Raw genomic sequence first — 26,171 nt, forward strand, 5'->3', positions numbered from 1 at the left:
CAGTCTTTTTTTTGTCATTAATTTGCCAAAAAACATGGATTCATGTCAAAAACACTTGTTGTAATTACCGGCCCAACCGGAATTGGGAAAACCGAAGTGAGTATTAAAGTCGCCCGGCATTTTAATGCCGAAATCGTTTCGGCCGACTCCAGGCAAATTTTTAAGGAGCTCAATATCGGTACAGCTGTTCCGTCTGAAGAAGAGCTGGCTGCTGTTCCGCATCATTTTATACAAAGTCATTCGGTTGAAGAAAATTACAACGCCAGTCGTTACGAAACCGAAGCACTAAAATTAATCGATGAGCTTTTTCAGCAAAAGGATGTTCTGTTACTGGTGGGTGGCTCCATGTTGTATATCGACGCCATTTGCAAAGGTATTGATGTGATGCCCGATGCCGATCCGGAAGTCCGCGCAGCATTAAAACAACAACTGGAGGAAGAAGGATTGGAAAGTTTGCGATTGCAACTAAAAAAACTCGATCCTGACTATTATAAAAAAGTTGACCTTAAAAACCCGAACCGAATCATTCATGCGCTGGAGATTAGCATTCAAACCGGAAAACCATACTCTTCATTTCGCTCCGACACGCCAAAAGAACGTCCTTTCAACATTATAAAAATCGCTTTAAACTGCGATCGCCAGGTACTTCACAACCGCATTAATTTACGGGTTGATAAAATGATGGAAGCGGGCCTGGAAGCAGAAGCACGTAGTGTACTTCACAAAAAACATTTGAACTCGTTAAATACAGTGGGCTACCAGGAACTGTTCGCCTTTTTCAACGGAGAAATATCGCGCGAAAAAGCCGTTGAGTTAATCAAAAGAAATTCGCGCCGTTATGCCCGCAAACAAATTACGTGGTTTCGCCGCGATGAAGCAGTAAAATGGTTTGAACCTACCGAAGCAGCAGAAATAATCAACTGGCTTGAAACACAAATCAACTAAAATGGCACAGTTTATTATTCGTGTTTACGGACTGGTTATCAACGACAAGAAAGAGATTTTACTTTCTGATGAATTTGTTTTAAATACCAGAATGACCAAGTTTCCGGGTGGCGGACTGGAATTTGGAGAAGGTTTGATTGACGGATTAAAACGTGAGTTTGAAGAAGAATGCAACGGACAACAAATTGAAAATGTCAGGCATTTTTACACCACCGATTTTTATCAAAAAGCACTGTTCTACGAGAACGCTCAACTATTAAGTATCTACTACCTGGCAGACCTGAAACAGCCATTAAAATTTAAGATTTCGGAAAAGGCGTTTGATTTCAAAATCGATGCCGGCGAAACACAAAGTTTTCGCTGGGAAAAAATAAAAGACCTAAAAGCAGACGATATTACTTTCCCAATTGATAAATTTGTTCTACAGAAATTAAAAGCAACTTTTAATGAGTAACACGCTACAGCAGATAAAGCAGCTTTCGGAACTTTGTACTTTGTTAGAGAATAATTCGCTACTTGTTCAGGTAATCGACAAAATTTCCGACAACATTATAAAAGCCTATAAAAACGGGAACAAAACGATTTTTTGCGGAAACGGAGGCAGCTCGGCAGAAGCTCAACACCTGGCAGCCGAACTTTCAGGCCGGTTTAAATTGGAGCGGCCTGCCATTCCTGCTGAAGCATGCCATGTTAACTCATCCTTTGTTACGGCGGTTTCGAACGACTACGACTTTACAAAAGTTTATAGTCGGTACATTGAAGCGTTTGGTCAGCAGGGCGACGTTCTTATTGGTTTATCAACTTCGGGAACTTCAGAAAACATTGTAAACGCCTTTCATGCTGCCCGCGAAAAAGGACTTACAACTGTAGCGTTTACAGGAGAAAGCGGTGGCGATTTAAACGATTTAAGCGACCTGATTTTAAAGGTTCCTTCAGAAAATGTTCCCCGCATTCAGGAAATACATTTGCTCGTTGGCCATATTATTTGCGAAAAAGTTGAGCTAACTTTGTTCGGAAATGACAAGTAGCAAAAAATACAAGGCTCTATTTCTCGACAGGGATGGAACCATTAACGTTGAAAAGAACTATGTGTTCCGAATTGAAGATTTTGAATTTATTCCAGGCATTTTCAAATTACTAAAAAGCTATCAGAACAAAGGATTTAAGCTATTTGTTATTACTAATCAGTCAGGTATTGCGCGAAAATATTATACCGAAAACGATTATTTTCGTTTAAACGATTGGATGATTCAGCAGTTTCAGAAACAAGGAATAGAAATAACAAAAGTTTATCACTGCCCTCATCATCCTGAAATAACAGGAGAATGCACGTGTAGAAAACCCGAACCGGGAATGATTTTGCAGGCCATTCATGAATTTAATATCGATCCTGTTAACTCAGTGTTGATCGGAGATAAAAAAAGAGATATTTTAGCAGGAGAGAAAGCAGGGATAGGAAAGAATTTATATATTCAAAACTTATTACAGGCAGGTTTAGATTAAAGATCAGACATAGGCAAAGTGCAACATTTTACAAAAGCAGAAATAAGGCATATTGAAGACCGTTACCAGGATTTTCTAAAGGTCATTAAAGATAAGTTTGATGAAGGGCGGTTGGCACGGATCGATAAAGCATTTCGATTCTCGAATGCGGCGCACCATGGTATAAAACGTAAATCGGGCGAACCGTTTATCATTCATCCCATTGCAGTTGCACGTATTGTTGCGGTAGATTTAGGTTTGGGTGCTACATCGATTGTTGCAGCCCTGTTACACGATGTTGTTGAAGACACCGAATACCGTTTGTCCGACATTGAAAACATGTTTGGAACACGTGTGGCGCGTATTGTTGACGGGCTGACCAAACTTTCGGGAGACTTTGATGCTAAACATGCACTTACGCTGAAAAAAATGTTGATGACCCTTTCGGACGACGTAAGGGTTATTTTGATTAAAATCGCCGATCGTTTGCACAATATGCGAACGCTTGATTCGATGCCGGCACACAAAAAAATTAAGATTGCAGGCGAAACACTATTTCTTTACGTGCCACTGGCTCACCGGCTGGGTTTACATGCGATAAAAAGCGATCTCGAGGATTTGAGTTTTAAACACAAACACCCCGAAGAGTACGAGCAAATTCAATTTCTGCTGCATAATCAGGAAGAAAAACGGAATTACCTGATTAACGAATTTACAGGTCCGATCATTGAAAAACTGAAGGAAGAAGGAATTGATTGTAAAGTAGAACACCGGCTAAAAACGAGCTATTCCATCTGGCAAAAGATGCAGAAACAATCGGTGGCTTTTAACGAAGTTTACGATATTCTGGCTATTCGTGTTGTTATCAACTCAAAAAAAGGAATATCAGAAAAACGCCAATGTTTTGACGTACTTTCGATAGTTACCGATATATACAAGCCAAAACCCGACCGAATCCGCGACTGGATTACCATGCCAAAAGCAAACGGTTACGAATCGTTGCATGTTACCGTGATGGGACCGCAGGGACATTGGGTGGAAATTCAGATACGAACCGACCGAATGGACGATGTAGCCGAGCATGGTTTTGCTGCACATTACCGCTACAAAGACATCCGCAACTTTGAAAACGAGCTGGATCCTTGGATCGAACGCATTCGCGAATTATTGCAAAGTCCCGATTCCGATGCTTTCGAATTTCTCGACGATTTTAAACTCAACCTGTTTTCTTCCGAGATAAATGTCTTTACACCAAAAGGCGATATGTTTTCGTTGCCACTTGGTTCAACGGTTATAGATTTTGCCTACGAAATTCACACTGAACTGGGAAACAAATGTATTGGCGCAAAAATAAATACGAAGCTGGTACCGATCAGCCACGTGATTGAGAATGGCGATCAGATTGAAATTCTGACTTCAGAAAACCAGACGCCAAAACTGGAGTGGTTAAAATTCTCGGCATCGCCAAAAGCCAGGGGAAAAATTAAAAATGTATTCCGACTCGAAAAAAGCAAACATACCGACAAAGGCAAGGAAATTATTGAGACGCTTTTTAAGGAGATAAATGCTCCGCTAACTTCCAACAATCTCAAAAAATTAACGGCCCACTTTAACCTGAATAATAAAGAACAGCTGTATTCTGAAGTTGGAATGGGCTTTTTGGAACTTGACGCTGTTAAGGACATTATCGGAAAAAAATCGGAAAGTAAACTGGTAAAATACTGGAACATTACCTTTGGCTCAGGGAATAAAAACGAGGAAGAAGAAACGCCCGAAAACCAAAAGATCGATAAGAAAAAACCATTTCTGCTACGGGAAAATCAGGACAATATTAAATTCTCACTGGCAAAATGCTGCAATCCAATTCCCGGAGAGCCGGTTGTTGGTTATTTGACCACTGATGACCACGTTATCATTCACAAAGTAAAATGCCGGGAACTGGAAAAATTTATAGCCAACCAGGGCGAAAAAATCATCCAGGCCGAATGGACCAAATTCAAACGCCAGTCGTACCTTACCCGGCTGCAGTTGCAGGGTTTCGACCGAATGGGAATTGTAAACGAAGTAACAACACTAATATCGAAGGGTCACAATATTAACATGCGTTCAGTAAAGTTCGATACACACGATGGAATTTTTATGGGCGACCTATTCCTCTATATCCACAATACCAACGATTTAAACAACTTAATTAATAAACTAAAAACAATTAAGGGAATCGACAGTGTTAACAGGATTGAAAACCTCGATGAATAATTTATATTCATTCTAAAAGAATAAAAATTTTTTCTATTTTTGGCCTATTTAAAATTGGTTTAATTATGAATAACCAGAAGACCAGAGAAACTGTGCGCAACATGTTTACCGAGTACCTTGAAAAGAACGGTCACCGGAAAACACCTGAAAGATTTGCAATTCTTGACGAGATTTATTGTCGCGAAGGGCATTTTGATATCGAGTCGTTATACATCTCAATGAAGAACAATAACTACCGTGTAAGCCGCGCTACTTTATACAATACAATCGATCTGTTGCTCGACTGCAAATTGGTTGTAAAACACCAGTTTGGTAAAAACATTGCTCAGTTTGAAAAGGCATTTGCCACACTTCAACACGATCATCTGATCGATACAAGTAACGGAACAGTTGTTGAATTTTACGACCCGCGAATTCGGGAAATTATTGAAGACGCCTGTATCAAAAACGATTTCAAACTGTCGCACCACACGCTTTATATTTACGGCGAAAGCACAAAAAAAGAATAAAGCTGTTAATTCTTAATAGATTATAAATTAAATGCAGGGTACTTGTATTTTTATTGCAGAGCATAAAATATTTAGTACTTTTAACTGCTTAATTTGAAAGCCGTGAAAGGTTAATCTGGAGTGATTAAGTTTTCGCGGTTTTGCATGTAAAATAAAATCAAAATTCAAAATGAAGGTAGATGTATTGTTGGGCCTGCAATGGGGCGACGAGGGAAAAGGTAAAATTGTTGACGTATTTACCCCGGAATACGATGTTATAGCTCGTTTTCAGGGAGGACCAAACGCTGGTCACACCCTTGAATTCAACAATATCAAACATGTTTTGCATACCATCCCTTCAGGAATTTTCCGCGAAAACAAGGTGAATGTAATTGGTAACGGTGTTGTTATCGATCCAATCGTTTTCAAAAAGGAAATTGAGTCGTTGAGTAAAATTGGTGTCGACATTTCGAAAAACCTGTATATCTCGAAAAAAGCACACATGATTTTGCCAACCCACAAAATTCTTGATGCTGCGTCGGAGCAGAAAAAAGGTGACACAAAAATTGGTTCAACTTTAAAAGGAATCGGACCAACTTACAAAGATAAAATTGGCCGCGATGGTTTGCGTGTCGGCGACCTTATTCACGGTTTTGAAGAAAAATACACCGCGCGAATCAACAACCACAAAATAATGTTGAGCGAGTTCTTTAAGTACGACTACGAAACGATGCTTAACGAGTGTGAAAAAGAATGGTTCGAAGGTGTTGAAGTGCTGAAATCGTTCAACCTGGTTGACAGCGAGCACATGATTAACGATGCCCTTAAAGAAGGCAAATCAGTGTTGGCGGAAGGTGCCCAGGGTACACTGCTCGACATTGATTTTGGGTCGTATCCTTTTGTAACCAGCTCGAATACTATTTGTGCCGGAGCTTGTACCGGATTAGGCCTTGCGCCAAATGCAATTGGTAAAGTTTTCGGAATTTTTAAAGCTTACTGTACACGCGTTGGAATGGGGCCGTTCCCTACCGAGCTTTTCGATGAAACAGGCGAAAAACTGCGTACTGCAGGTAACGAGTTCGGATCAACTACCGGGCGTCCGCGTCGTTGTGGCTGGCTCGATTTGGTAGCTTTAAAATACACTTGTATGCTAAATGGCGTTACCGAACTGATTATGATGAAAGCCGACGTGCTGGATGATTTCGACACCATTAAAGTTTGTGTGGGGTACGAAATTGACGGCGAAGTTGTTGAACATTTCCCTTTCGAATTGGACGACCAGGTAAAACCGGTTTATGTTGAACTTCCGGGCTGGAAAACTGATCTTACAAAAATTAAAGATCAGAACGAATTCCCTGAGGAATTGAACAACTACATTAATTTTATTGAAGACGAAATGGGCATTCCTATTTCGCTTGCATCAGTTGGCCCGAACAGGGAACAAACAATTATGCTCGAAAAAGAATAAACAAAGATATTTTTGATTGAAAACGCTGTTCATTTATTTGAGCAGCGTTTTTTGTTTGTACAAAAGATTGGTTCGTACCGGATTACTTGAAACTTTAGATGGGCTAACTAAAAAGTCAGATAATATAAATTTTAAAAACGAATAAAGCCACCATGCAAAAGAAACTTGCTTTTGCCCTGTAGAGCGGATTTTACTTTTTGTCTTGAGACAATAAGTAGACATGAGGAAGGAATTTCCGAACCAAGGCTGCGCCCACTTCGTACGGAAAAGCTTGTTTTCCGGCTCACCGGAAGAGGCCAGTATCCGATGTGGGTGAGTATTAGAGGAGGACCTCTTTTGGTCGTTGCCCGGAGTTGAAGTAAAACGTTAATGAGAGCGGGAAGCTCCGAGGAATCGAGGAGATCAGCCGTCCGAATTTAGGTTTTACAAAAACGAAGGGTGAGGATCAAAAGCAGTCTTGACCTTTTTGCTTCGTTTTTGTGTTAAGACAAAAATGAAGGCCGCCGGCAGGCAGAAAGTATAAAAGAATTGGTATTAATCAAATAAGATAAACCACTGGACTTTACGAATGCCACTTTAACCGATCCTTCCTTTTTGTTCTCCGGCTTCTATCGTCATTAAAAGAAAGATTAATCCAAAGCCTCCACACTGGTTTTATTAGGATTCCCCTTTGAAGGGGAACAAAAGGGGATGAAGAAAACGTTCATTCGCATTGTTCATCACATTAATCCTGAATTTTTGGATTTACTAATCCACCCTCTTTTTCAAAAAAATTACCAAATAGTTCTACAATCATTCGTTCAGATTAAGTATCAAAAACAGACAGATTTACGTTTCTGCATCCAATGTTATGAACATAAAGGTTCAGTTAAATTATTAATAGTTCTTCTAAATAGTAATAATTCTTAATTATCTTTAAGCATCTCAGTTGGGGCAAAATGGGATCAATATTTAAAGAAACATTAGGACTATATACCGATTTGTATGAGCTGACCATGGCTCAGGGGTATTTCTATTGCCAAAAAAAAGACCAGCAAACTTCCTTCGATTATTATTTCAGAACCAATCCTTACCAGGGTGGATTTACCGTTTTTGCCGGTTTACAGGATTTTATCGATGCACTGCAGGATTTTACTTATTCCGATTCGGATTTGGAATTCCTAAAAGCAAACGGTTTCAGAGATGAGTTTTTGGAATACCTGCGCGATTTCAAATTTTCAGGAGACATTTACAGTGTAAAAGAGGGCGAAATAGTTTTTCCGAACGAACCGCTGCTGTCGGTTGAAGGAAATATTATCGAATGTCAGTTGCTGGAAAGTATTTTACTGAATATCATAAATTTCGAATCGTTGATTGCCACAAAGGCTTTCCGCATCAAACATATTTCGGGGCAAAAGTTATTTGCCGATTTTGGTCTGCGACGTGCCCAGGATTTTGGTGCTATTCACGCCAGTCGGGCAGCTTGTATCGGTGGAGCTTCATCCACATCGAACACTTTGGCCGGGAAAATCTACGATATTCCTGTTAGTGGAACCATGGCACACAGCTGGGTACAAAGTTTCGATTCGGAGCTGGAAGCTTTCAGAGCGTTTGCAGAAACCAATCCAGACAATACAATTTTACTTGTCGACACGTACAACACGCTAAAATCGGGTGTACCCAATGCGATAACTATCGGTAATGAGATGGCGGCCACTGGAAAAAAACTAAAGGCCATACGTTTGGATAGTGGCGACCTGGCCTACCTGAGTAAAAAGGCCCGAAAAATGCTGGATGAAGCCGGTCTGGTTGATGTGCAGATTCTTGCATCAAACCAGTTAAATGAATACGTTATTAAAACTTTGTTGCTCGACCAGAATGCTGCCATCGATGGTTTTGGAATAGGAACAGAGTTGATAACTGGAAAAAATGATGCGGCCCTGGATGGTGTTTATAAACTAACAGAAATAGACGGAGAAGCAAAAATGAAATTCTCCGAAAATATCGAAAAGATTACCCTTCCCGGGAAAAAACAGTTGGTGCGCTACTTCGACGAAGAAGGTAAATTTTACCGCGATGGAATTTTACTTCAACACGAAAAAACGGACGAAGTTGATACCATTTATCACCGGATTTACCCGGAAAAAAATACCGAGGTCTCAAAATTAAAATCGGAACTCCTGCACGAAAAAGTGGTTGAACAGGGAACCGTTTTATTACAACATAAAAATCCACTCGAAATACACGCATACCTTGAAAGTCGGGCACTTTTATTACCCGACGAACACAAACGTTTTATCAGTCCTCACTTGTATAAAGTAGGCATCTCAAACGAGTTAATGACCACCCGCAATGCTCTAACGAAAAAGTTAAGAACGTTACATTAGTTTTTTATGACAGAAATTACACGACCAACACTTATTATCGACAAAGAAATTTGCCTGCAAAACATTGAGCGGATGGCCAAAAAAGCAGAGAAGCACAAACTTCGGCTGCGGCCACACTTCAAAACGCATCAGGCAGCAAAGGTCGGCGAGTGGTTTAAACAATTTGGCATCAGTCAGATAACTGTTTCATCGGTATCAATGGCCGAGTATTTTGCATCGAACGGGTGGAGTGACATCACACTGGCTTTTCCGCTGAACATCCTGGAGATAAGCCGGATAAACCGGTTGGCAGATTCGATTAAATTAAATGTTCTGGTAGAAAACAGAGAGGCCGCTGAAGTGCTGGCCTTAAAAGCTTCAAAAAAAATAGGAGTATTTCTAAAAATCGACACCGGCTACAACCGAACCGGAATTCCGGCAGGAAGAACCGGACGCATCGATTCTATTCTCGATATTCTGAGCAAAAACAGCAAGCTTACTTTTAAAGGTTTTCTTACCCATACGGGACACACTTACACTGCCCGGTCAACCAATGAAATTTTTAGCAGTCATTTTGATGCTCTGCTTAAATTGAAGCAGCTCAGAAACAGGTATCAGAAAAATTATCCGGGAATGGAGTTGAGTATGGGCGATACTCCTTCGGCTAGTATTTGCGGTAATTTTGACGGAGTAGATGAACTTCGTCCGGGAAATTTTGTCTTTTACGACCTCACGCAGCATAAACTCGGGGTGTGCGAAATCAGCGACATTGCCGTAAAAGTTGTGTGCCCGGTTGTGGCCAAACATGTTTCGCGAAACGAAATTGTAATTTACGGTGGTGCTGTTCACTTGTCGAAAGATACCTTGCAAAACACCGATGGCAAAGAATTATACGGCCGTGTTATCATTAATCACGACGGTGAAAAAGTACTGCTCGACACCAAAAACTACCTGACACGTCTTTCGCAGGAGCACGGAATAATAAAAGTTACACCGGCTAATTTTAAACTGATAAATGTTGGCGACCTGGTGGAAATTATTCCGGTACATTCGTGCCTTACCGCTAACATCCTCGGCCACATGATTACTTCCGAAGGTGAATTTATTGAAATGATGCCAAAATATTAATAAGGATGAAGCCACGTTTAAACATTATTACACTTGGAGTAAACGACCTTAACAAGTCGAAACAATTCTACAAGGAAGCACTTGGGTGGGGACCAACAAAAGACAGCGACGACAACATTGTTTTCTTTAACCACGGAGGAATCATTCTGGGCCTCTACCCCATCAACAAGCTTGCTGAGGATGCAGAGCTAAGTGCAGTACGAAATGGTTTTTCGGGAGTAACCTTGGCCATTAATCTCGACACGAAAGAAGCCGTTACGGAATTGTACAAAACTGTAATTGAAAACGGAGGCAGTTCGCTGGTTAAACCGCGTGATACTTTTTGGGGTGGTTACGACGCTTACTTTGCCGATCCAGACGGACATTCCTGGGAAATAGCCTGGGCACCATTCTGGAAATTCGACGAACAGGGAAGCCTCATTATGGAATAAAAAAATGTCACCACAAACTTGTGATGACATTCTTTTCTATCGTTATTTACGATCCTATTCTTCAGGAATAACTTCCAGTGTTGCCACCAAAAACTCCCAGAACTTTTTAACCGTTTCAATATTTACTTTTTCATCCGGCGAGTGCGGGAAACGAATGGTCGGGCCAAACGAAATCATATCCCAGTGCGGATAGTTTTGCGCCAGAATACCACACTCTAAACCGGCGTGAATTCCCATAATTTTTGGCACTTTTCCCCATTTGTCGTTATACACGTTTTGCATCGTTTTTAAAATCGGTGAATCCATGTTTGGCTTCCATCCCGGATAAGCACCGCTTAAAGTTACCTCGGCACCGGCCAGTTCAAAAACAGCTTTTAAACGTGTTCCCAATTCTGTTTTTGCGGTATCAACCGAGCTGCGCATCAAACAACCACCGTTTATGGTTTTGCTTGCTGCATCCGATTTTAAAATGGCCAGGTTGGTAGACGTTTCAACCAAACCTTTCATGCTGTCGCTCATTCTTATTACACCATTCGGGCACGCAACAACCGCTTTTGTTACGTTTTTCTGAGTGGCAACATCAATCAAGCTTTCGGGTAATTCTGTTTCTTCAACTGCAATATCCAGGTCAGGTTCGGTAGCGGCAAGTTCTGCCTTTACGGCATCGGCGATCTCATCAACCAACGCAATAAAATCGGCAACTTTTGCCTCTTCAACCACAACCACACCAAAAGCTTCGCGCGGAATAGCATTTCTTAAACTTCCACCGTCGATACTGGCCAAACGCACACCCAATTCTTCTGCGGCATTAATAATGCGGAAAAATGTTTTTATCGAGTTTCCACGACCCAAAATGATATCCATTCCCGAGTGACCACCTTTTAATCCGGTTACACTTAATTGCAAGGCTACAAAACCAACCGGCACCTCTTCTGTGGTATAATTGAAAGATATATTTGCATCTTCTCCACCGGCGCAACCAACATACAATTCACCTTCATCTTCCGAGTCGGTATTGATCAGAATTTCGGCATCAAGAACTCCGGCTTTTAATCCGTTTGCTCCATCCATTCCGGTTTCCTCTGTTGCGGTAAGCAAGACTTCAATTGGTCCGTGCTTTAAATTGGTAGAAGCCAAAACAGCCATAGCGGCCGACGAACCAATACCGTTATCTGCCCCCAGTGTTGTTCCGTTTGCTGTAACCCACTCGCCATCGATAAGCGTTTCAATCGGATCGTTTTGAAAATCGTGTACTTTATCGCTGTTTTTTTGTGGTACCATATCGAGGTGGCCCTGCAATACAACGGTTTTGCGATTTTCCATGCCGGGAGTTGCCGGCTTTTTAATGATCACATTTCCGGCCTCATCTTTAGAGGTTTCGAGCCCCAGTTTTTCACCAAAACTTACAGCCCAATTCTGAATTTGTTCTTCATGATTCGACGGACGTGGAATTTGTGTCATTTCCGAGAAAATTTCCCACAAAATCCGGGGTTCCAGATTTGCTATCTCTTTACTCATAATAATATATTTTATATTCTTTTTTAAATTTCCTTGTGTAATTTTAACCAAACAAAGTAAGCAACAATTGAAAAAACATTTTGTGCATTTTCGGCCTAAAAGTTTTTAAAAGAGGATAAAATTAGGCAGAAGAATAGAAAAGCTGATATGTTTCACGGAATTCTTTGAAGATAATTGATATTTTAGCGAGCTTTAGAAAGAAATAAAAAATCTATAATTATTATGAGTAGAGATGCAGACAAAGCCTTTTTTGGACACCCGATAGGGCTTTCAACACTTTTTGCCAGTGAGATGTGGGAACGCTTTAGTTACTATGGAATGCGAGCCTTGCTGGTTCTGTTCCTTACAGCAACTTTTGCTTCGGGCGGATTTGAAATGGCAGAACTCGATGCCTTTACCATTTATGGTATTTTCACAGGATTGGTATACATTACTCCGATTTTCGGTGGAATGCTGGCCGACAAAATTCTGGGACAGCGAAAATCGATTTACATAGGTGGTTTAACAATGGCCATGGGGCAGTTCCTTTTGGCAGCCAGTGCATGGATGCATGGAACCGACGCCAGCATGGAACTTCGCCAAACCATTTTTTATGCCGGATTGGGAATTCTAATCTTAGGAAACGGATTCTTTAAACCCAACATTTCTACCATGGTGGGCGAATTGTACGACAATAGCGACCCACGGAAAGACGGTGGTTTCACCATCTTCTATATGGGTATCAATATTGGTGCATTCCTTTCGCCACTTGTTGCCGGGAAACTTGGAGAACAAGTAGCGTGGCAATACGGATTTATGGCAGCTGGTGTAGGTATGGTGCTCGGAACCGTTTGGTTCTTTGTGCGTAGCCACACACTGGGACAAGTTGGTATGCCTCCAAAAGTTAAAGCAGAAAGGGTACGCCTGGCAATTACAGACTGGTTTAGCATATTGCTTTATGTTATTGCTATTGTGGGACTTACTTTTGCCGTGATATTAGGATGGGGAGCAATGCCTGCAAAAGTTAGTACTGCTATTATCTGGATCGCCTCTATCGGTGGTGTGCTTATTCTGGGAACTACTATTTTCCGCGGCACCAGTGGTAAAACTGAATGGAATCGTGTTACCGTAATCATCGTATTGTGCATCTTTAATATCCTGTTCTGGAGTGGTTTCGAACAAGCCGGAACAACCTTCAACGTTTTTGCCCGCGACAATACTCAACGAATGATTGGTACCTGGGAAATCCCGGCTACATGGTTCCAGAGTATCAACGCTTTCTGGATTGTAGTATCTGCACCAATATTCAGTATTTTATGGGTAAAGCTGGATAAAATGAAACTGAATCCAAACACTCCGATGAAGTTTGGATGGGCGATGGTATTGCTTTCATTAGGTTTTGTGGTTATGGCCATTGCATACAGCAGATCAACAGGTGGTGATTCACTTCGCTTGGTTAGCCCGTTATGGTTGATTATGGTTTATCTATTGCATACTTTTGGCGAACTTTGTCTGTCACCGATTGGTCTGTCGATGATTACTAAATTATCACCTCCAAAACTGGTTTCAACCATGATGGGAATCTGGTTTGGAACGACTGCGGTTGGTAACTTTGTAGCCTCGCAAATGAAAGCCATTTCTTTACACCTTGAAAATGCATTGGGAAGAGAAATTCAGGTTTTCTGGTTAATTGCGATTCAGTCGGCTATTTTTGCCGTTATTATTATTGTTCTTGCACCTACCTTAAAACGATTGATGCACGGAATTAAATAAGAAACAACTACTTGAGAAAATATAGGAAGTACCCGGCTTTTTAAGTCGGGTATTTTTTTGCCCTAAAAACGGGTTCAGAGATGCAAAAAAGAAGCTTCACGCAAAGCAAAAAAGCAGCGCAAAGATTAGAACAACCGATATAAGCTGATTGGTAGGCATCGCGAACAACATTGCGTTCTCCGGGTGAACTTTCTTTATACTATTAGTAAGCGATTTCCACAAAAAAAGCCCGGCTTAAAACCGGGCTTTCATTTGTATATTTTGCTTTTCTACTTTTGTTTGACTGACTTAATTGCTCCTGTTTCAGGATGTAATTCTACAGCGTACGAACCTCCCAAGAAGTCTTCAGGAAAAGGTGCAACCACACCAAACTGTGCAATGCTGAGGCGTGCCGATGCCAACTCGTTCATTTCGTATATTAAACGAACGGTAGCCACTCCCGGCAAACGAAAATAAATACCAGAAATTCCTGCATCGGGATTTTCTGACGACGTTTGTGCAGCAAGTTTCTGATTCAACTCTTCTACGCGTTCAAACTCCATCATTACCGGTTTACCCGAAAGATCTGTTGCAGGAACAATTCCGTTTTCGTCCGAAATACGGAAAACCACCTGCCCGCTTTTAACTGTCGATCCCGGCACATAATCGGTACTGTAACTTTGCTTTTTGTGGGTAGTTCGCCCAACAAACAGTTGGATATAATCCTTCTCGATCTTTTTCAGCTCTTTCATGCTCACCTCGTAAGCTTTTCCATCGGGATGTTCGCCATCCATCATCAGCGCGGCCATATCGTACTGGTTCATCCGGCAATCAAGAATACGTTGTGCCGCCTCGGCAGCCTTTTGCTCCACACTAACTTTTGTTGGTCGGAAATTATTTGTTGAGTCGCCCGGATAATAACTTGGGCGATCGGTGAAAAAGTCAAATGAAAAACCGTCTTCAAAATCCGGTTGCTGCGCGCTGCTGTTGGAGGCAACCTGCGAGAATGCCGGCAAGACCAGATCTCCCGCATTTATTCCGGCCAGACACCCGTTTGGTGTAAGATTTAATAAGGCAGCCACTTCGCCCCAGGCTTTATGCACCTGTTCCGGATCGGGTTCTGCAAAAGTTTCCATCTGCACATCGGTAATCGTCCAGGTATTGGAAGCACGCGTTTTGGCGTCTTTTATTCCCAAAAGTTGCTCGGCATAAGATGCATATGGCCCCGGTTCGAATTTCTCGCAAACGGCTTTTACATGAATTTTAATTCCGGTGCGAGGCAACGAATATGGAATTCCCTCTACATAAGTTGGCGTAAACTCACTGCCTTCTTCTTTTTTCTTGCGCTGTCCGAACGTCGGAGTTACCAACAGTACAGCAATTATCAAAGCTAAATACCTCATTGTTCAAATTGTTTGTTGTAAAACCCAAAAGTATTAAAATTATTTTGTGTTATAAATTGATTTTTGACTCGAGCCTGCGATACTTGTTATATTTGCAAACATGATACAATTTCCCGATCCGAACCAGGCCGACGACGATGGATTACTTGCGCAAGGAGGTGAGCTTACTCCCGAGTTTTTACTGTCGGCCTATTGCCAGGGAATTTTCCCGTGGTTTTGCGAAGGTGAGCCTGTTTTATGGTGGTCGCCCAACCCGCGGATGGTTTTACTCCCCAACGAATTTAAATTGAAGAAAAGTCTGAAGCAGGTAATCAACAAGGGGATTTTTGAATTACGTATTGATACTGCTTTCCGCGAAGTGATTACTGCGTGCAGTAAAACCAAACGCAGCCACGAAGATGAAACATGGATCACAGACGGAATCATCGACGGCTATGTGCAATTGCACAAACTGGGATATGCCCACTCGTTCGAAACCTATTTTGAAGGAGAGCTGGTTGGCGGATTGTATGGCATTTCGCTGGGGAATTGTTTTTTTGGCGAGTCGATGTTTTTTACCAAAACCGATGCCAGCAAATTCGCCTTTTACCACTTAGTTCAGTTTGCACTGAAAAATAACTTTGCCTTTATTGATGCGCAGCAACCAACCGATCATCTGGCCAGTTTGGGTGCCAAACCTATTCCGCGAAAAGACTTTTTGGAAATGCTGGAAAAAGCCTTGCAACAAGATACCTTGCAGGGAAAATGGACAATAGAAATGGAACGCTGATGACGCGGATTTTTTTAGATTTTCGCAAGGACATTTTTCAGAGTTGCAGTTAAATTATATGCCCTTAAGTTACTATTCCGTCAAACTCAACGAATTAAACTTACCTTTGCGCCATGTCAGGAAAAAAGAAGAACCAGAAAAATATTCTCAGTAAATTAAATATTGAGAAGCTGAATCCAATGCAGGAGGAAGCGAAATATGCCATTCATAAAGCCGATAACACCATTTTACTTTCGCCAACCGGAACAGGAAAAACGCTGGCATTTATGTTGCCCATTGTTGCCGAACTCGATCCGGATTGCGAATTTGTGCAGGTGCTTATTTTGGTTCCTTCGCGCGAACTGGCCATACAAATTGAGCAGGTTACCCGCGACATGGGTACAGGTTACAAATGCAATGCTTTTTATGGAGGACGAAATTTCAGCAAAGACCGTATTGATTTAAACCGGCCACCGGCCATTTTAATTGGTACGCCCGGTAGAATTGCCGACCACATGCGACGCGAAACTTTTTACACGCACAAAATAAAAACACTGGTTCTTGATGAGTTTGACAAATCGCTGGAAGTTGGTTTTGAAAAAGACATGCAAGACATCGTTTCATTCCTTCCCGAAGTGGAGAAAAAGGTTCTTACATCGGCAACTCATCGTGTGCGCATCCCCGAATTTCTGGCCTTTAAAAACCCGCTTAGCGTTAATTTCCTGAAAGATGAGATTCCTGAGCTGGAGATAAAAACAATTGTTTCGCCCGAGAAAGATAAACTGGAAACGCTGGTAAAAGCGTTGCGCCATTTGGGGAACCAACCCGGAATTATCTTTTGCAATTTTAAAGAATCGATTGACAGGGTAAGTGCATATCTTACTGAAAACAGTATCAGCCACGGTACTTTTTACGGTGGCATGGAACAAACCGACCGCGAACGGGTACTGATTAAATTCAGAAACGGTACATACCGGCTGATTGTAGCAACCGATCTGGCAGCACGTGGATTAGATATTCCGGAGTTAAAATTTATTCTGCACTATCATCTTCCCCTACGTTTTCAGGAATTTACACACCGCAACGGGCGAACAGCTCGTATGCACAGCGAAGGAACTGCCTATATTCTGAAATGGGAAGGCGAAGATTATCCTGAATTTATTCAACCTACCGAAGTTGAAGAACTGACAGACGCTCCGCTGCCTACTACATCAGGTTGGGATACACTTTTTGTATCGGGTGGACGGAAAGATAAAATTTCGAAAGGCGACATTGCCGGGTTATTTTTTAAACAGGGCAAACTTGGTAAGGACGAGTTGGGTGTTATCGAATTAAAACACGACTGCGCATTTGTTGCTGTCCGATCGGATAAAGTTGAGGCAGTAATAGCGGAAGTCAGCAACACAAAATTAAAAAACAAAAAAGTTCGCATTTCGCTTATTTAACAGAGTTAGGAATCCTATTCGAAGCGATTTCCGCAGAAGTACCCGCGTAACCTTTTTAAGCATTCTTTTGTAAATAATGGTACAGCCAGGCAGCAGCTATGGATTAAACAAAGTACCATGAAAACAAAACAAAAACATACCCGGTTATTGATTCTTGCTTCCGGTATATTATTGATTTCCATATTAATTCTGCTAACAGTACTTCCCGGAGCGTATACCAAAACACTACCAAACACAAACAATACAAGAGCTTTAATTGGAATAGCACTGGCCATTGTACTGCGCCTGTCCCTTTTATTTGGCTATGTGCACATTATCAGAAAAATAAGAAATAACACCGATGTACGGGGAGGTACATATATCCTTATCGGAGTTCTTCTGTTAACGTTAGGATTAATCGATACCGATGGCGCTTTTGCATTTCTTGAGCATAAAGATATTCTTTACGTTTCCTTTTTAATGCTCGCAAGTATCTTTTGCGATCTGACTGCCGCACTACTAACTTTTATCGCTGTTGCTGCGAAACCTGCATCTCAACAAATCCAGACAGCACAGGATAAAAAACTATTAAATGGATTATTGATTGGCCTCGGTGTTATTGTACTGTTTTTCTTCGCCTTTCCCTGGGGGATACTTCTCTCACTGGCGTTTTGGATTTATCTGGGTATCACCCTAAAGAAAAACCGATCCTTTTTCTCCCCGGAAACGGAAGCCACAATAGTTGAAAAACTCCAGAAAAGAATAAAAGGACTCCTGACCGTAGCAGTAATTGCGCTTCCTGTTGCTATTGTAGGTATTGTTCTGCACAACGTAGTTTCGGGCAAAACCGGAGGTGAAGATTCGTTTTATTTCTACATAGGCGTTATTGCCGAGTACATTTTTGTTCTGGCTTCGGCAGGTGCCATGGTTACCCTGCTTAAAGGAAGGCAAAAACAAGAATAAAGTAGCTTTGGTAGGAAAGCAGGCAGACTTTGTAACTGCAGGTTATTTCCAAAATCCGCCCCACTCCATTACCGTAAATCCATCTCGTGCAAATGAAACAATTTCAGGTTCTTCCAACGTTGTAAATTCATCTGTCCCTTTAAAACCATAAAACAAACGGTTGATATGATTCGGATTTACCGAGAAATCGAACGCGATAACCTGGTCGATAATTTCGTTGGTTTGCGGATAAATGAGATAGTATTCGTTTTCGCTTAGCTGTGGAATCCAGCACTCCAGAAAATCATCGATTTCAGCTGGCGCAAAATTATAAGCCTCAAGATTGGTTTCGAAAAAAGCAGTTAATTCCGACTGCTTCACACACCAGCCTTTTTCGTGCTGAAAAATATTGGGTTGGCTACTTTCGTAGAAAAGAAAATCGTACTCGCCATCGATCTTCCCATCAGTATCCACGGTAACACACCATTGGTTTCCATATTCAGGTATCGATGCAGTAATTTCGCCACCCATCGGAAACGAAACATCCAGACAAATATCCAGTTCCTCTTGCGGATAAAGATAAATATTTGGTTTGTACACCATAACATAATCATAAACCAAGCGGGTCAGTGTATCGGGTTCGTAACCGTTGTAGGCTATAAGCGTGACAGGATGCGGTGCGTCGCCACTAAATACATGATTGGGATTTTCTTTTGTTGAAGTTTGACCACCACCAAAGTCCCAATAATAGCTATTGGCATTTTCCGAACAATTATAAAACTGAACCGTGCCATGGCTGCTGTCGATTATGTTGTACTCGAAACAAGCTATTGGTTCACCATCCAATTCATCATCGTCGTCGCATCCGGGGAAAATAAACAGTCCGGAAAATAAAACCAGCATAATGGTTAAATGCCTCCAATTGTGTCTTTTTGAGTTTTTCATGAGTTTTTTGTTTTGCTGTAAGATGCGAGAAAAGAGCAATTGGTTGCGTAAAATTTAATTTGTTCTGAGTTTCTCGACTTAATTCCGAATTTCATACAGAACCCGCGTTACCTGATTAACCAATTCGCCACCAATAAAATTTGATAGCTCAATTTGTAATTTATCCTCACCAACGATTAACTCTGAAGTCGTTTTCTCCTCCGGTTTTTTCTTTTCACAACTGTCATTATACGGCAACCAGAAATAGGCATTAACCGAATCGATTAATGAAAGATCAGCCGAATCATAAAGATAAAGTGTGTTCTTTTGTTGTTGTGAATGCCCACAGCAAGGGTGATATCTTTCTTCTATAACAACCGCCAGCAATTGTTTTTCGGCAATCGTTATTATTTCCAAGGTATCGGGCCAGTAACTGGGAACACCACACTCTGCCATCTCATATTCACGATCGATTTGCCGGAATTCGGTATTATAAAGCAGGTCGCCATGATTACTAACAACAACGAGTTTTTCGCAATACGACCAGCTCTGTTGAGCTTTTGCAGCAATCTTAAAACAAAATATTTTTTCGTTCCCTGCAGTAATACATGATGAATCATGAATTGAGAAAGCAGGTTCAACAATATCTTCTGTCGAAAAGCTAAAATAGTCTTTGTAGTTATTAATTAAGGAATCCTTATTCAAATCAATATAATGCTGCTCCGATAAATACTTTAATTCCGTGTCAATATTCGATACTGTTACGGATTTATCTCCTCTTTGTCCGCATGCAGCGAACAGCAAACCAACCAAAACACTAAATATTATTTTCATTTGTTTATCAATCTGTTTTATGCCGGCATTTATCAGGCATTGGTGTTTTCGGCAAGAATGGCATTGATCATCTTCACCGCATCGCGGATACACCCCTCGCAAATATTCTTCTTTAGCTGATTTTCCTTAAAAAAATTCTGGCCTTTTTCGGTATTGAGATCGCAGTTGATTAATTCTTTACAAACCGTACTTCCTTTATCGGCGGTAAACTGCTTATGAAACTTCTGAACCCTGTCATAAGCCGTTGCCACCTTCTCCGGATTATCACCGGCCGAATCATCTGCCAAACCAAAAACCATATAAGCTCCTGTAACCGCGCCACAGGTTCCCTGAAGTCGTCCCATTCCTCCACCAAATCCTCTCGACACGGCAAAAACGGTTTCTTTATCCACCTGTAAAACATCGGTGTAAGCGGCCAAAACAGATTGAGCACAATTATAATCCTGCCAGAAAAGTTCTGTCGCTTTATCAGCAATCATGTTGTCGTCGAATAATTTTTTCATCTTATTTCTTTTTACATTTTACCATCAAACATTTTAGTGGTGGTTGATTTTCCATATGTTTAATGGGTTCATCCAACTCTGAAAATTCAACCAATCCGTATCGCTTATATTCTTTCTGAATCGAATCGGGGGTGTAAAAAAATACGCTTAATCCGTTTTGTAATTTAAACCGGTCTGTACTCAACTGTTTCCCTTGTCCATACATCGATGCTTTTTTCGACACCACTGTAAAAATCATGTATCCCCCGGGTTTTAGCTGCGCATAACAAGCTTTCAGAAACTTTTGTCTTTCCCTGAAATTCAATAAATGAATTAAGGCATAACAAAATATACCGTCGTATAATTTATTTTCAAAAGGCATTTCGGTAACCGAACCATGATAAATTTTTAGGTCGATACCATTTTTTTGTTTTGCCAGATCGATAGCCGTTTTCGAAATTTCGATCCCCGTTACCGCCATTCCATTATCGCAAAAAATCCGGGCATTTCGACCATATCCAATTCCCGGAATCAAAATCTCCCTTGCCTTTTGCCCACGAAAAAACCTCATCGCTAAAATGGCAGAATCAGCGGGTTCAAAACCCCATGACGTTTGATTTTCGTTAAAGATTTGTTCCCAAATTTCAGTCATGCATATGTATCGGTTAGTGATGTTAAATAGAACGCGCCCTTCAATTGAGTACGAAGGCCAGCTGATTTAATTTTATTCTTTCACCAAAGTTATACTTTCGTAGTCAGATTCGGGAGCTAAAATTATTCGAATTGAAGATTTTATTTCATACGAATAGCTCATGATATAACCCGGAACTTCATCACCATCAGGTCGCTCGGCATACGTTGAATCAAGACAGCGAACACCATCAAAATATATATTATCCAAATCAAACGAATATATTCCTTTTATGTATCCATAGGATTCTGGTTCGACAGGATTACCATCTTCATCAATGTAAAGCACATCTGTCCAGGAAAACAGTTCCAGAAAAAAACTATCTTCCTTAAATGTAAAAGTGTGGTTCGATCCGGCAAACTGTCCTAAGTTTTCCGGTTCGATTTCGCCCCATGTTCCCTGTAGCAGAGACTGATCCAATGGTGGTTCATCTTTTTCACAACTTACAGTAAAAACTATACCCAGAATTAATGCCAGTATTTTCACATTTCGAAGCAAATTGACTGCAAATAAGGTTCTTGTAGTTTTCATATTTGGTTTTTTAAAGTTAGTCGTCAATTGTATCAGTTCAGTTACATTTCAGTTTCTGTAAAAAATTGCTGTTTTATCTCATCAAAAGTTTTAACGGCAATATTGCCTTTTGTCGGAATCATATTTTGCCACACCCAGTTGTAATGTTCAATTACTTTTCGGGCCGAAAGGTGCGGTCTTTCTCCGGTGGTATGTCCATCGGCAACAACGGTAATGGTATAGTCTAAGGTTAGGGCCGACTGAACGGTTGACTCCACACAAAAATCGGTGGCGCAACCTGTTATTAGCAAGTCGCTAACGTTTAGTTCGGTTAAACGCGCCTGCAATTGCGAGCGGTAAAAAACATCATTGGCATATTTATCGATCCTCACATCGTTTGGTTCAACAATTAACGCATCCAGGTTCTCCCAGTCCGGAGCGTTTTTTTCAAATTCGCCGGTGCCGGTGCCGTCGTGCTGAATATAAACCACCGGGTAATTTTGTGCTCTGCACAAGGCCGCCAGTTTATTTATCCGGTCACAAACTCCCTCGGTATCAAAACGTGGGGTTGCGGCGGTAAACGATCCTTTTTGCATATCAATAACCAACAGTGCTTTTATGTTCTTCATTATTTTTCTGTTGTTAGTAGCTGATTAAACATTTTCGTTCTTATATTTTTTAGTCCACGGACACTGAACCACACATTGAAAACAAGTGGTACACTGAAAAACATCGACAATTTTTTCACGAGCTATTCCTTTCTCCCAGGTTTCGCCCTTTAATGCATTGACTTTACATATTTCCACACAAACAGTACAGTCGCCACATTTTGATGTCATGGGCTCCATTCGTATCGACTCCAGCGGAACATCCGTTAACACCGAACACATACTTATTGCACTTCCGTATTCTTTGGTCACTAACAGGTTGTGTTTTCCGATCCACCCCAATCCGGCCAGCCCGGCAATTGTTTTATGGGGCAAAGGTGTTTTTTTATTTTCCTCGTCGTAACAGCCTGTTTTTATAATATTGTCTTCTGATTGCGAATACGCCTTAAAACCTTTCGACTGAATAAATTGCTCAATATCGTCTGCTATTTTATCGGTTTTCAATTCGGTTAAATGAAACTCGTCGCTTACAATGGTTTTGTTGATTTTCATCTGCTCTACATAGTCCACATTTGCAGCTACTTTTTTCAGATAGTCTTGCGACAAAACGATGCCAAACAAAATTGCGGTTGAATAGCCTTTGTTTTGCGCCTCACTCAGCTGCGATATATCTACAAACTTCACAAGGTCAACTCCCTGATTTTCTAGTTTGGCAAGAAGTTCTTTTGATATCAGGTTTGTTTCCATAAATTTCTTTATCGCTGTAATTTCAGTTAACTCTTTCGAGTTGCACTCCGATTACAAATCGGTACGAGCCGGGTTATTTTTTAATCATTTTAGAAATTCCGGTATAATATAAATCAAATCCTCCTTTACCGTTTGGTCTGTTTGAAGAAAATATCATCAGGTCATTATTCGATTCAGGGAAATAGGCTATCGCAGGTCGGTATTCATCATATTCCGTATTTATTTCGGGACCAAAATTATACGGCTTACTCCATTTGCCATTCTCAAATATGGAATACCACAGATCATACCCTCCATAACCTTCAGTGTTATTTGATGCAAAAACCATTAGGTTTCCTTTAATATAAGGACATTTATCATCGCCGGAACTCGAAAGGACAGTGTTTATTTTTGGCGTATTCTTCCCATTTTTTAACCAATTAACAAAATTCTCAGCATCCACTTCAATTTCAAAAATATTAAACCTTTTAACACGATTTGATGAAAAATATATTTTCGAATGATCTTCATTTATTGTTGGATAAAAGTCATGATATTGAGAGTTTAAAACAGTTGCTTTAAATGGGCCTAAAATTTGTCTTTGAGCATCCCAATGCCCCCAATCCCCGAGATCCGTATAGGCAATTCGAATGTCGAAATTTCCATCTTCATTGTTCGCATACATAAAATACCACCAACTATAGGAATTATATAGTGAATCGCTGTAGAACGAAAAAGGTCCGTATTCGTCAAAATCCGTATTTATTTTCGGTAATAACTCAAAAGCATAGGATGGTTTAGAATTATAAACCTGAAATGAAAATACATCTGTGTCAAGATTAAAAAAAGCTGCAATACTTAGGCTTGTTATATCGTAATTATCCCCGGCAGTTTCTTTATTCGTTGAGTAATAAAGGTCGATCCGCTCACCTGTAACATTTATATTGCTATTATAATCATTATACTCGGTGTTTAAGTCACTAATGTTCACCGGCGATGCAGGGAACCATCCAATTTCATCGTTAACAGGTTCAGGGGAAAGATTATCAGGACTACAGGAAATGATTAAAGCACATAAAAAGGTTAACAATATGATTTTGGTAGTTTTCATTATTTTTTGGTTTTATAGTTGTTCAACGGTCACTTGTATGTGGTCGGGCGGGATTTCGAAGAGAAATCCTGTCAGACCCGCAGGAGGTGGCAACACTGGTTTGACTTGTCAAACCGAGATGAACCCCGCCTGCCATATGACAAATTGTTAGCGGTATGTGCTTTATTGTTTTTCGTTGTGTTTTGTATTATAATCACGTAATTTTTCAACGGTTTTAATATGTGCCTTAAAATCTAAACTATCCGAAATGGGATAGTCAAAAAGTAATTGTGAGCCATCTTTATCAAATATAACCAAGAATTTATCTCCTGTTTTGATTTTATCCCTTTCTTCTATTGGAGGTAAATTCCGACTTTCCTTTTTATAAGCAATACCTTTTTGATTAAAATAATGATATTGTTTTTGACCTGAGTCAAAATGGTAGCGATAACCATTGCTGTTTCCCAATATAGCTCCTCTTTCATATTTGTCGACAAACCCGATAGCGAAATTACCTTCTTGAAATCTAATCTCTTCGGATTCATTTGATGATTTAGTTAGCCAAAATAACCCAATTACAATTACGGAGAGAAATATTATATCTCTAATTATTTTTGTTCTTTTCTTCATCAATTTTGAAATTTCTTTTTTCAGCATTACCGCTAACGTATGTGTATATTACACTGTTACATACACCTTATTACCCAACGCCCTTGTAAATTACTGGCATAAACTATTTTAGCTCGCGGATTTTCGCTAATCTGTTGATGATAATTTGCCTGCCTACCGTCAGGCAGGCAAGAGAAATTTTCAATGTATCGGGTATTACTATTTAGAGCAATAAAACTAGCTAAAATTTTTATTTATCAGTCAGTTAGGGAGACAAATATTAACATAAGTATTTTGCAATGGGATTAGAAACGATTACTTCGCCTTCCGTCGGCTGACGGATCGGCTCGTAATGACACGATATTAATGTGATCAGGGCAGCGGACAGGAGTGGATTGTGCCGAGACAAATGAACTCATTGTCCGCTGCAGCTATAAATCGCAAATAAGTCATTGCGATCCGTCGACTGACGGGAAGCAATCTCCCCTCGTTACAAACGAGGGGCAACAGGAAATTTCAATCCCCCTTTGTTCCCCCTTCGCCAAGCCTGACTGCCGGTAGGCAGGGGGGACGAGTCATCCACGTCCTCCTTTTGCTAAAGGAGGTGTCCCGATTTTATCGGGACGGAGGATTAGATAAGCCAAAAAAAACACCACCTCCAAATCGTCGTATTCCGACAGATTTAAAAGTGGTGTGACGTATTAAAAATCTACCCTTCTTAAAGTACCAACATTACCACGGCAATGAGTAAACCAAGTACGGAAATTACCATACCGCGTTTAAAATTTTTTGTTTTGGCTTTAAACATCCAAAACGACGAAACGGCCAAAAACAACATCAACACACCAAAAATGGTGGTAAACCAGTGTGTTTTACTTTGGCTCGATGCTTTGTGCAAACCGTTTATTTTATTCAGAAACGACGGCAAACTAACCGATGAATACACGGCTTCGCCGGTGGTTTTATTGTAAGTTCCGTTGCCAAAATACACGATTTCGCCTTCGGTTTTTTCCACTTTAAAAAAGCGCTGGTGCAATTGCATTCCAAGTTGTTCCGGCTCCAGGTTTGGCTCCAACTGCCGTGTTATGGTCTTTTCGCTTTTTAAGAAATCGGTATCGCGATACACCAAAATAATCCCGCTTACGGCATAAATCAATGTCATGCCGATCATTAAAAATCCGATGTCGCGATGTAAGGAACGCATAATCTGCGGCACCGTTTTTTTCTTCTTCCCTTCCATAAAATCCTGTTTTGTTTGTGTTAAGCAGATCCCATTCGTGTTCCAACAAACGCAGGATCTTGTAATTTTTATAAAGGGATTGACTCCGAAATCTAAAAATGGTTTAAACCGAAAAAGTTCTGTATTCCTTCTCTGTCCCTCGTTTGCA

26 protein-coding genes are annotated in these 26,171 nt (G+C 40.7%); 14 read left to right on the plus strand and 12 right to left on the minus strand.

The features are described from left to right. Positions 1-42 precede the first annotated feature (42 nt). The 10 genes from miaA (at position 43) to SLH46_RS17175 (ending at position 10,543) form a co-directional block, all read left to right on the plus strand. Positions 43-945 (plus strand): tRNA (adenosine(37)-N6)-dimethylallyltransferase MiaA, encoded by a 903-nt coding sequence (miaA, locus tag SLH46_RS17130; RefSeq protein WP_320282432.1) that lies wholly within the window; start codon positions 43-45, stop codon positions 943-945. A 1-nt stretch (position 946) separates the two neighbouring features. After that, positions 947-1,399: an NUDIX domain-containing protein gene (locus SLH46_RS17135; RefSeq protein ID WP_320282433.1), complete on the plus strand. Its 453-nt coding sequence runs from the start codon at positions 947-949 to the stop codon at positions 1,397-1,399. Then, the gene (locus SLH46_RS17140) at positions 1,392-1,973 is read left to right on the plus strand and encodes a D-sedoheptulose-7-phosphate isomerase (protein ID WP_320282434.1); all 582 of its coding nucleotides are present in this window, start codon (positions 1,392-1,394) and stop codon (positions 1,971-1,973) included. The genes SLH46_RS17135 and SLH46_RS17140 overlap by 8 nt, the downstream gene beginning before the upstream one ends. Then, positions 1,963-2,448, plus strand: coding sequence for a D-glycero-alpha-D-manno-heptose-1,7-bisphosphate 7-phosphatase (locus SLH46_RS17145; protein WP_320282435.1), 486 nt, complete (start codon positions 1,963-1,965; stop codon positions 2,446-2,448). Before SLH46_RS17140 ends, SLH46_RS17145 begins: the two co-directional genes overlap by 11 nt. An 18-nt stretch (positions 2,449-2,466) precedes the next feature. Further along, the gene (locus tag SLH46_RS17150) at positions 2,467-4,683 is read left to right on the plus strand and encodes a RelA/SpoT family protein (RefSeq protein WP_320282436.1); all 2,217 of its coding nucleotides are present in this window, start codon (positions 2,467-2,469) and stop codon (positions 4,681-4,683) included. Between the two features lie 65 nt (positions 4,684-4,748). After that, positions 4,749-5,192, plus strand: coding sequence for a Fur family transcriptional regulator (locus SLH46_RS17155; protein WP_163345150.1), 444 nt, complete (start codon positions 4,749-4,751; stop codon positions 5,190-5,192). Between the two features lie 169 nt (positions 5,193-5,361). Continuing rightward, complete coding sequence (locus SLH46_RS17160) at positions 5,362-6,639, plus strand: adenylosuccinate synthase (protein WP_320282437.1); 1,278 nt, start codon at positions 5,362-5,364, stop codon at positions 6,637-6,639. Between the two features lie 938 nt (positions 6,640-7,577). Then, positions 7,578-9,005, plus strand: coding sequence for a nicotinate phosphoribosyltransferase (locus SLH46_RS17165; protein ID WP_320282438.1), 1,428 nt, complete (start codon positions 7,578-7,580; stop codon positions 9,003-9,005). 6 nt (positions 9,006-9,011) lie between these two features. Further along, entirely contained in the window at positions 9,012-10,112 is a 1,101-nt protein-coding gene (locus tag SLH46_RS17170; protein WP_320282439.1) for an alanine racemase, read from the plus strand. Between the two features lie 5 nt (positions 10,113-10,117). Beyond that, complete coding sequence (locus tag SLH46_RS17175) at positions 10,118-10,543, plus strand: VOC family protein (RefSeq protein WP_320282440.1); 426 nt, start codon at positions 10,118-10,120, stop codon at positions 10,541-10,543. Positions 10,544-10,597: 54 nt separating this feature from the next. Here SLH46_RS17175 and SLH46_RS17180 read toward each other — a convergent pair whose 3' ends face one another. After that, positions 10,598-12,061 (minus strand): aminoacyl-histidine dipeptidase, encoded by a 1,464-nt coding sequence (locus SLH46_RS17180; protein ID WP_320282441.1) that lies wholly within the window; start codon positions 12,059-12,061, stop codon positions 10,598-10,600. A 222-nt stretch (positions 12,062-12,283) separates the two neighbouring features. Here SLH46_RS17180 and SLH46_RS17185 point away from each other — a divergent pair, with 222 nt between their 5' ends. Next, complete coding sequence (locus SLH46_RS17185; RefSeq protein WP_320282442.1) at positions 12,284-13,813, plus strand: peptide MFS transporter; 1,530 nt, start codon at positions 12,284-12,286, stop codon at positions 13,811-13,813. 269 nt (positions 13,814-14,082) lie between these two features. Here SLH46_RS17185 and SLH46_RS17190 read toward each other — a convergent pair whose 3' ends face one another. Beyond that, on the minus strand, positions 14,083-15,195 hold the full coding sequence (locus SLH46_RS17190) for a DUF4831 family protein (protein ID WP_320282443.1): 1,113 nt from the start codon (positions 15,193-15,195) through the stop codon (positions 14,083-14,085). A 100-nt stretch (positions 15,196-15,295) separates the two neighbouring features. Here SLH46_RS17190 and aat point away from each other — a divergent pair, with 100 nt between their 5' ends. From aat to SLH46_RS17205, 3 genes are all read left to right on the plus strand, one after another. Then, entirely contained in the window at positions 15,296-15,964 is a 669-nt protein-coding gene (aat, locus tag SLH46_RS17195; RefSeq protein WP_320282444.1) for a leucyl/phenylalanyl-tRNA--protein transferase, read from the plus strand. Positions 15,965-16,077: 113 nt separating this feature from the next. Beyond that, complete coding sequence (locus SLH46_RS17200) at positions 16,078-17,388, plus strand: DEAD/DEAH box helicase (protein WP_320282445.1); 1,311 nt, start codon at positions 16,078-16,080, stop codon at positions 17,386-17,388. A 117-nt stretch (positions 17,389-17,505) separates the two neighbouring features. Further along, complete coding sequence (locus SLH46_RS17205; RefSeq protein ID WP_320282446.1) at positions 17,506-18,330, plus strand: hypothetical protein; 825 nt, start codon at positions 17,506-17,508, stop codon at positions 18,328-18,330. A 42-nt stretch (positions 18,331-18,372) separates the two neighbouring features. Here SLH46_RS17205 and SLH46_RS17210 read toward each other — a convergent pair whose 3' ends face one another. From SLH46_RS17210 to SLH46_RS17255, 10 genes are all read right to left on the minus strand, one after another. Further along, positions 18,373-19,254: a PKD domain-containing protein gene (locus SLH46_RS17210; protein ID WP_320282447.1), complete on the minus strand. Its 882-nt coding sequence runs from the start codon at positions 19,252-19,254 to the stop codon at positions 18,373-18,375. Positions 19,255-19,332: 78 nt separating this feature from the next. Continuing rightward, the gene (locus tag SLH46_RS17215) at positions 19,333-20,067 is read right to left on the minus strand and encodes a hypothetical protein (RefSeq protein WP_320282448.1); all 735 of its coding nucleotides are present in this window, start codon (positions 20,065-20,067) and stop codon (positions 19,333-19,335) included. 32 nt (positions 20,068-20,099) lie between these two features. Beyond that, entirely contained in the window at positions 20,100-20,570 is a 471-nt protein-coding gene (locus tag SLH46_RS17220; RefSeq protein ID WP_320282449.1) for a C-GCAxxG-C-C family protein, read from the minus strand. Between the two features lies 1 nt (position 20,571). Then, entirely contained in the window at positions 20,572-21,201 is a 630-nt protein-coding gene (locus SLH46_RS17225; RefSeq protein ID WP_320282450.1) for a class I SAM-dependent methyltransferase, read from the minus strand. Between the two features lie 72 nt (positions 21,202-21,273). Continuing rightward, the gene (locus tag SLH46_RS17230) at positions 21,274-21,771 is read right to left on the minus strand and encodes a hypothetical protein (protein ID WP_320282451.1); all 498 of its coding nucleotides are present in this window, start codon (positions 21,769-21,771) and stop codon (positions 21,274-21,276) included. A gap of 41 nt (positions 21,772-21,812) precedes the next feature. Beyond that, on the minus strand, positions 21,813-22,379 hold the full coding sequence (locus SLH46_RS17235) for a cysteine hydrolase family protein (RefSeq protein ID WP_320282452.1): 567 nt from the start codon (positions 22,377-22,379) through the stop codon (positions 21,813-21,815). A gap of 24 nt (positions 22,380-22,403) precedes the next feature. After that, a complete protein-coding gene (locus tag SLH46_RS17240) occupies positions 22,404-23,105 on the minus strand; it encodes a hypothetical protein (protein WP_320282453.1) in 702 nt (233 codons plus the stop codon). Positions 23,106-23,178: 73 nt separating this feature from the next. Then, on the minus strand, positions 23,179-24,195 hold the full coding sequence (locus SLH46_RS17245; RefSeq protein WP_320282454.1) for a hypothetical protein: 1,017 nt from the start codon (positions 24,193-24,195) through the stop codon (positions 23,179-23,181). Positions 24,196-24,357: 162 nt separating this feature from the next. Then, positions 24,358-24,804 carry a hypothetical protein gene (locus SLH46_RS17250; protein ID WP_320282455.1) on the minus strand — a complete coding sequence of 149 codons (447 nt, stop codon included), beginning with the start codon at positions 24,802-24,804 and terminating at the stop codon, positions 24,358-24,360. Between the two features lie 697 nt (positions 24,805-25,501). Next, complete coding sequence (locus SLH46_RS17255; protein WP_336624376.1) at positions 25,502-26,023, minus strand: PepSY-associated TM helix domain-containing protein; 522 nt, start codon at positions 26,021-26,023, stop codon at positions 25,502-25,504. Between the last annotated feature and the right edge of the window lie 148 nt (positions 26,024-26,171).

It is taken from the genome of Draconibacterium sp. IB214405 (assembly GCF_033963885.1).
Taxonomy (GTDB): domain Bacteria; phylum Bacteroidota; class Bacteroidia; order Bacteroidales; family Prolixibacteraceae; genus Draconibacterium.

What these genes read in the sequence shown, in the direction of transcription:
- SLH46_RS17225 (WP_320282450.1), bottom strand. Translation starts at nt 21,201, where the DNA reads ATGACTGAAATTTGGGAACAAATCTTTAACGAAAATCAAACGTCATGG.
- SLH46_RS17215 (WP_320282448.1), bottom strand. Translation starts at nt 20,067, where the DNA reads ATGAAAATAATATTTAGTGTTTTGGTTGGTTTGCTGTTCGCTGCATGC.
- SLH46_RS17210 (WP_320282447.1), bottom strand. Translation starts at nt 19,254, where the DNA reads ATGAAAAACTCAAAAAGACACAATTGGAGGCATTTAACCATTATGCTG.
- SLH46_RS17205 (WP_320282446.1), top strand. Translation starts at nt 17,506, where the DNA reads ATGAAAACAAAACAAAAACATACCCGGTTATTGATTCTTGCTTCCGGT.
- SLH46_RS17180 (WP_320282441.1), bottom strand. Translation starts at nt 12,061, where the DNA reads ATGAGTAAAGAGATAGCAAATCTGGAACCCCGGATTTTGTGGGAAATT.
- SLH46_RS17230 (WP_320282451.1), bottom strand. Translation starts at nt 21,771, where the DNA reads ATGAAAACTACAAGAACCTTATTTGCAGTCAATTTGCTTCGAAATGTG.
- SLH46_RS17140 (WP_320282434.1), top strand. Translation starts at nt 1,392, where the DNA reads ATGAGTAACACGCTACAGCAGATAAAGCAGCTTTCGGAACTTTGTACT.
- SLH46_RS17170 (WP_320282439.1), top strand. Translation starts at nt 9,012, where the DNA reads ATGACAGAAATTACACGACCAACACTTATTATCGACAAAGAAATTTGC.
- SLH46_RS17240 (WP_320282453.1), bottom strand. Translation starts at nt 23,105, where the DNA reads ATGGAAACAAACCTGATATCAAAAGAACTTCTTGCCAAACTAGAAAAT.
- SLH46_RS17255 (WP_336624376.1), bottom strand. Translation starts at nt 26,023, where the DNA reads ATGGAAGGGAAGAAGAAAAAAACGGTGCCGCAGATTATGCGTTCCTTA.
- miaA (WP_320282432.1), top strand. Translation starts at nt 43, where the DNA reads ATGTCAAAAACACTTGTTGTAATTACCGGCCCAACCGGAATTGGGAAA.
- SLH46_RS17165 (WP_320282438.1), top strand. Translation starts at nt 7,578, where the DNA reads ATGGGATCAATATTTAAAGAAACATTAGGACTATATACCGATTTGTAT.
- SLH46_RS17155 (WP_163345150.1), top strand. Translation starts at nt 4,749, where the DNA reads ATGAATAACCAGAAGACCAGAGAAACTGTGCGCAACATGTTTACCGAG.
- aat (WP_320282444.1), top strand. Translation starts at nt 15,296, where the DNA reads ATGATACAATTTCCCGATCCGAACCAGGCCGACGACGATGGATTACTT.
- SLH46_RS17235 (WP_320282452.1), bottom strand. Translation starts at nt 22,379, where the DNA reads ATGAAGAACATAAAAGCACTGTTGGTTATTGATATGCAAAAAGGATCG.
- SLH46_RS17175 (WP_320282440.1), top strand. Translation starts at nt 10,118, where the DNA reads ATGAAGCCACGTTTAAACATTATTACACTTGGAGTAAACGACCTTAAC.
- SLH46_RS17190 (WP_320282443.1), bottom strand. Translation starts at nt 15,195, where the DNA reads ATGAGGTATTTAGCTTTGATAATTGCTGTACTGTTGGTAACTCCGACG.
- SLH46_RS17200 (WP_320282445.1), top strand. Translation starts at nt 16,078, where the DNA reads ATGTCAGGAAAAAAGAAGAACCAGAAAAATATTCTCAGTAAATTAAAT.
- SLH46_RS17135 (WP_320282433.1), top strand. Translation starts at nt 947, where the DNA reads ATGGCACAGTTTATTATTCGTGTTTACGGACTGGTTATCAACGACAAG.
- SLH46_RS17245 (WP_320282454.1), bottom strand. Translation starts at nt 24,195, where the DNA reads ATGAAAACTACCAAAATCATATTGTTAACCTTTTTATGTGCTTTAATC.
- SLH46_RS17160 (WP_320282437.1), top strand. Translation starts at nt 5,362, where the DNA reads ATGAAGGTAGATGTATTGTTGGGCCTGCAATGGGGCGACGAGGGAAAA.
- SLH46_RS17145 (WP_320282435.1), top strand. Translation starts at nt 1,963, where the DNA reads ATGACAAGTAGCAAAAAATACAAGGCTCTATTTCTCGACAGGGATGGA.
- SLH46_RS17220 (WP_320282449.1), bottom strand. Translation starts at nt 20,570, where the DNA reads ATGAAAAAATTATTCGACGACAACATGATTGCTGATAAAGCGACAGAA.
- SLH46_RS17250 (WP_320282455.1), bottom strand. Translation starts at nt 24,804, where the DNA reads ATGAAGAAAAGAACAAAAATAATTAGAGATATAATATTTCTCTCCGTA.
- SLH46_RS17185 (WP_320282442.1), top strand. Translation starts at nt 12,284, where the DNA reads ATGAGTAGAGATGCAGACAAAGCCTTTTTTGGACACCCGATAGGGCTT.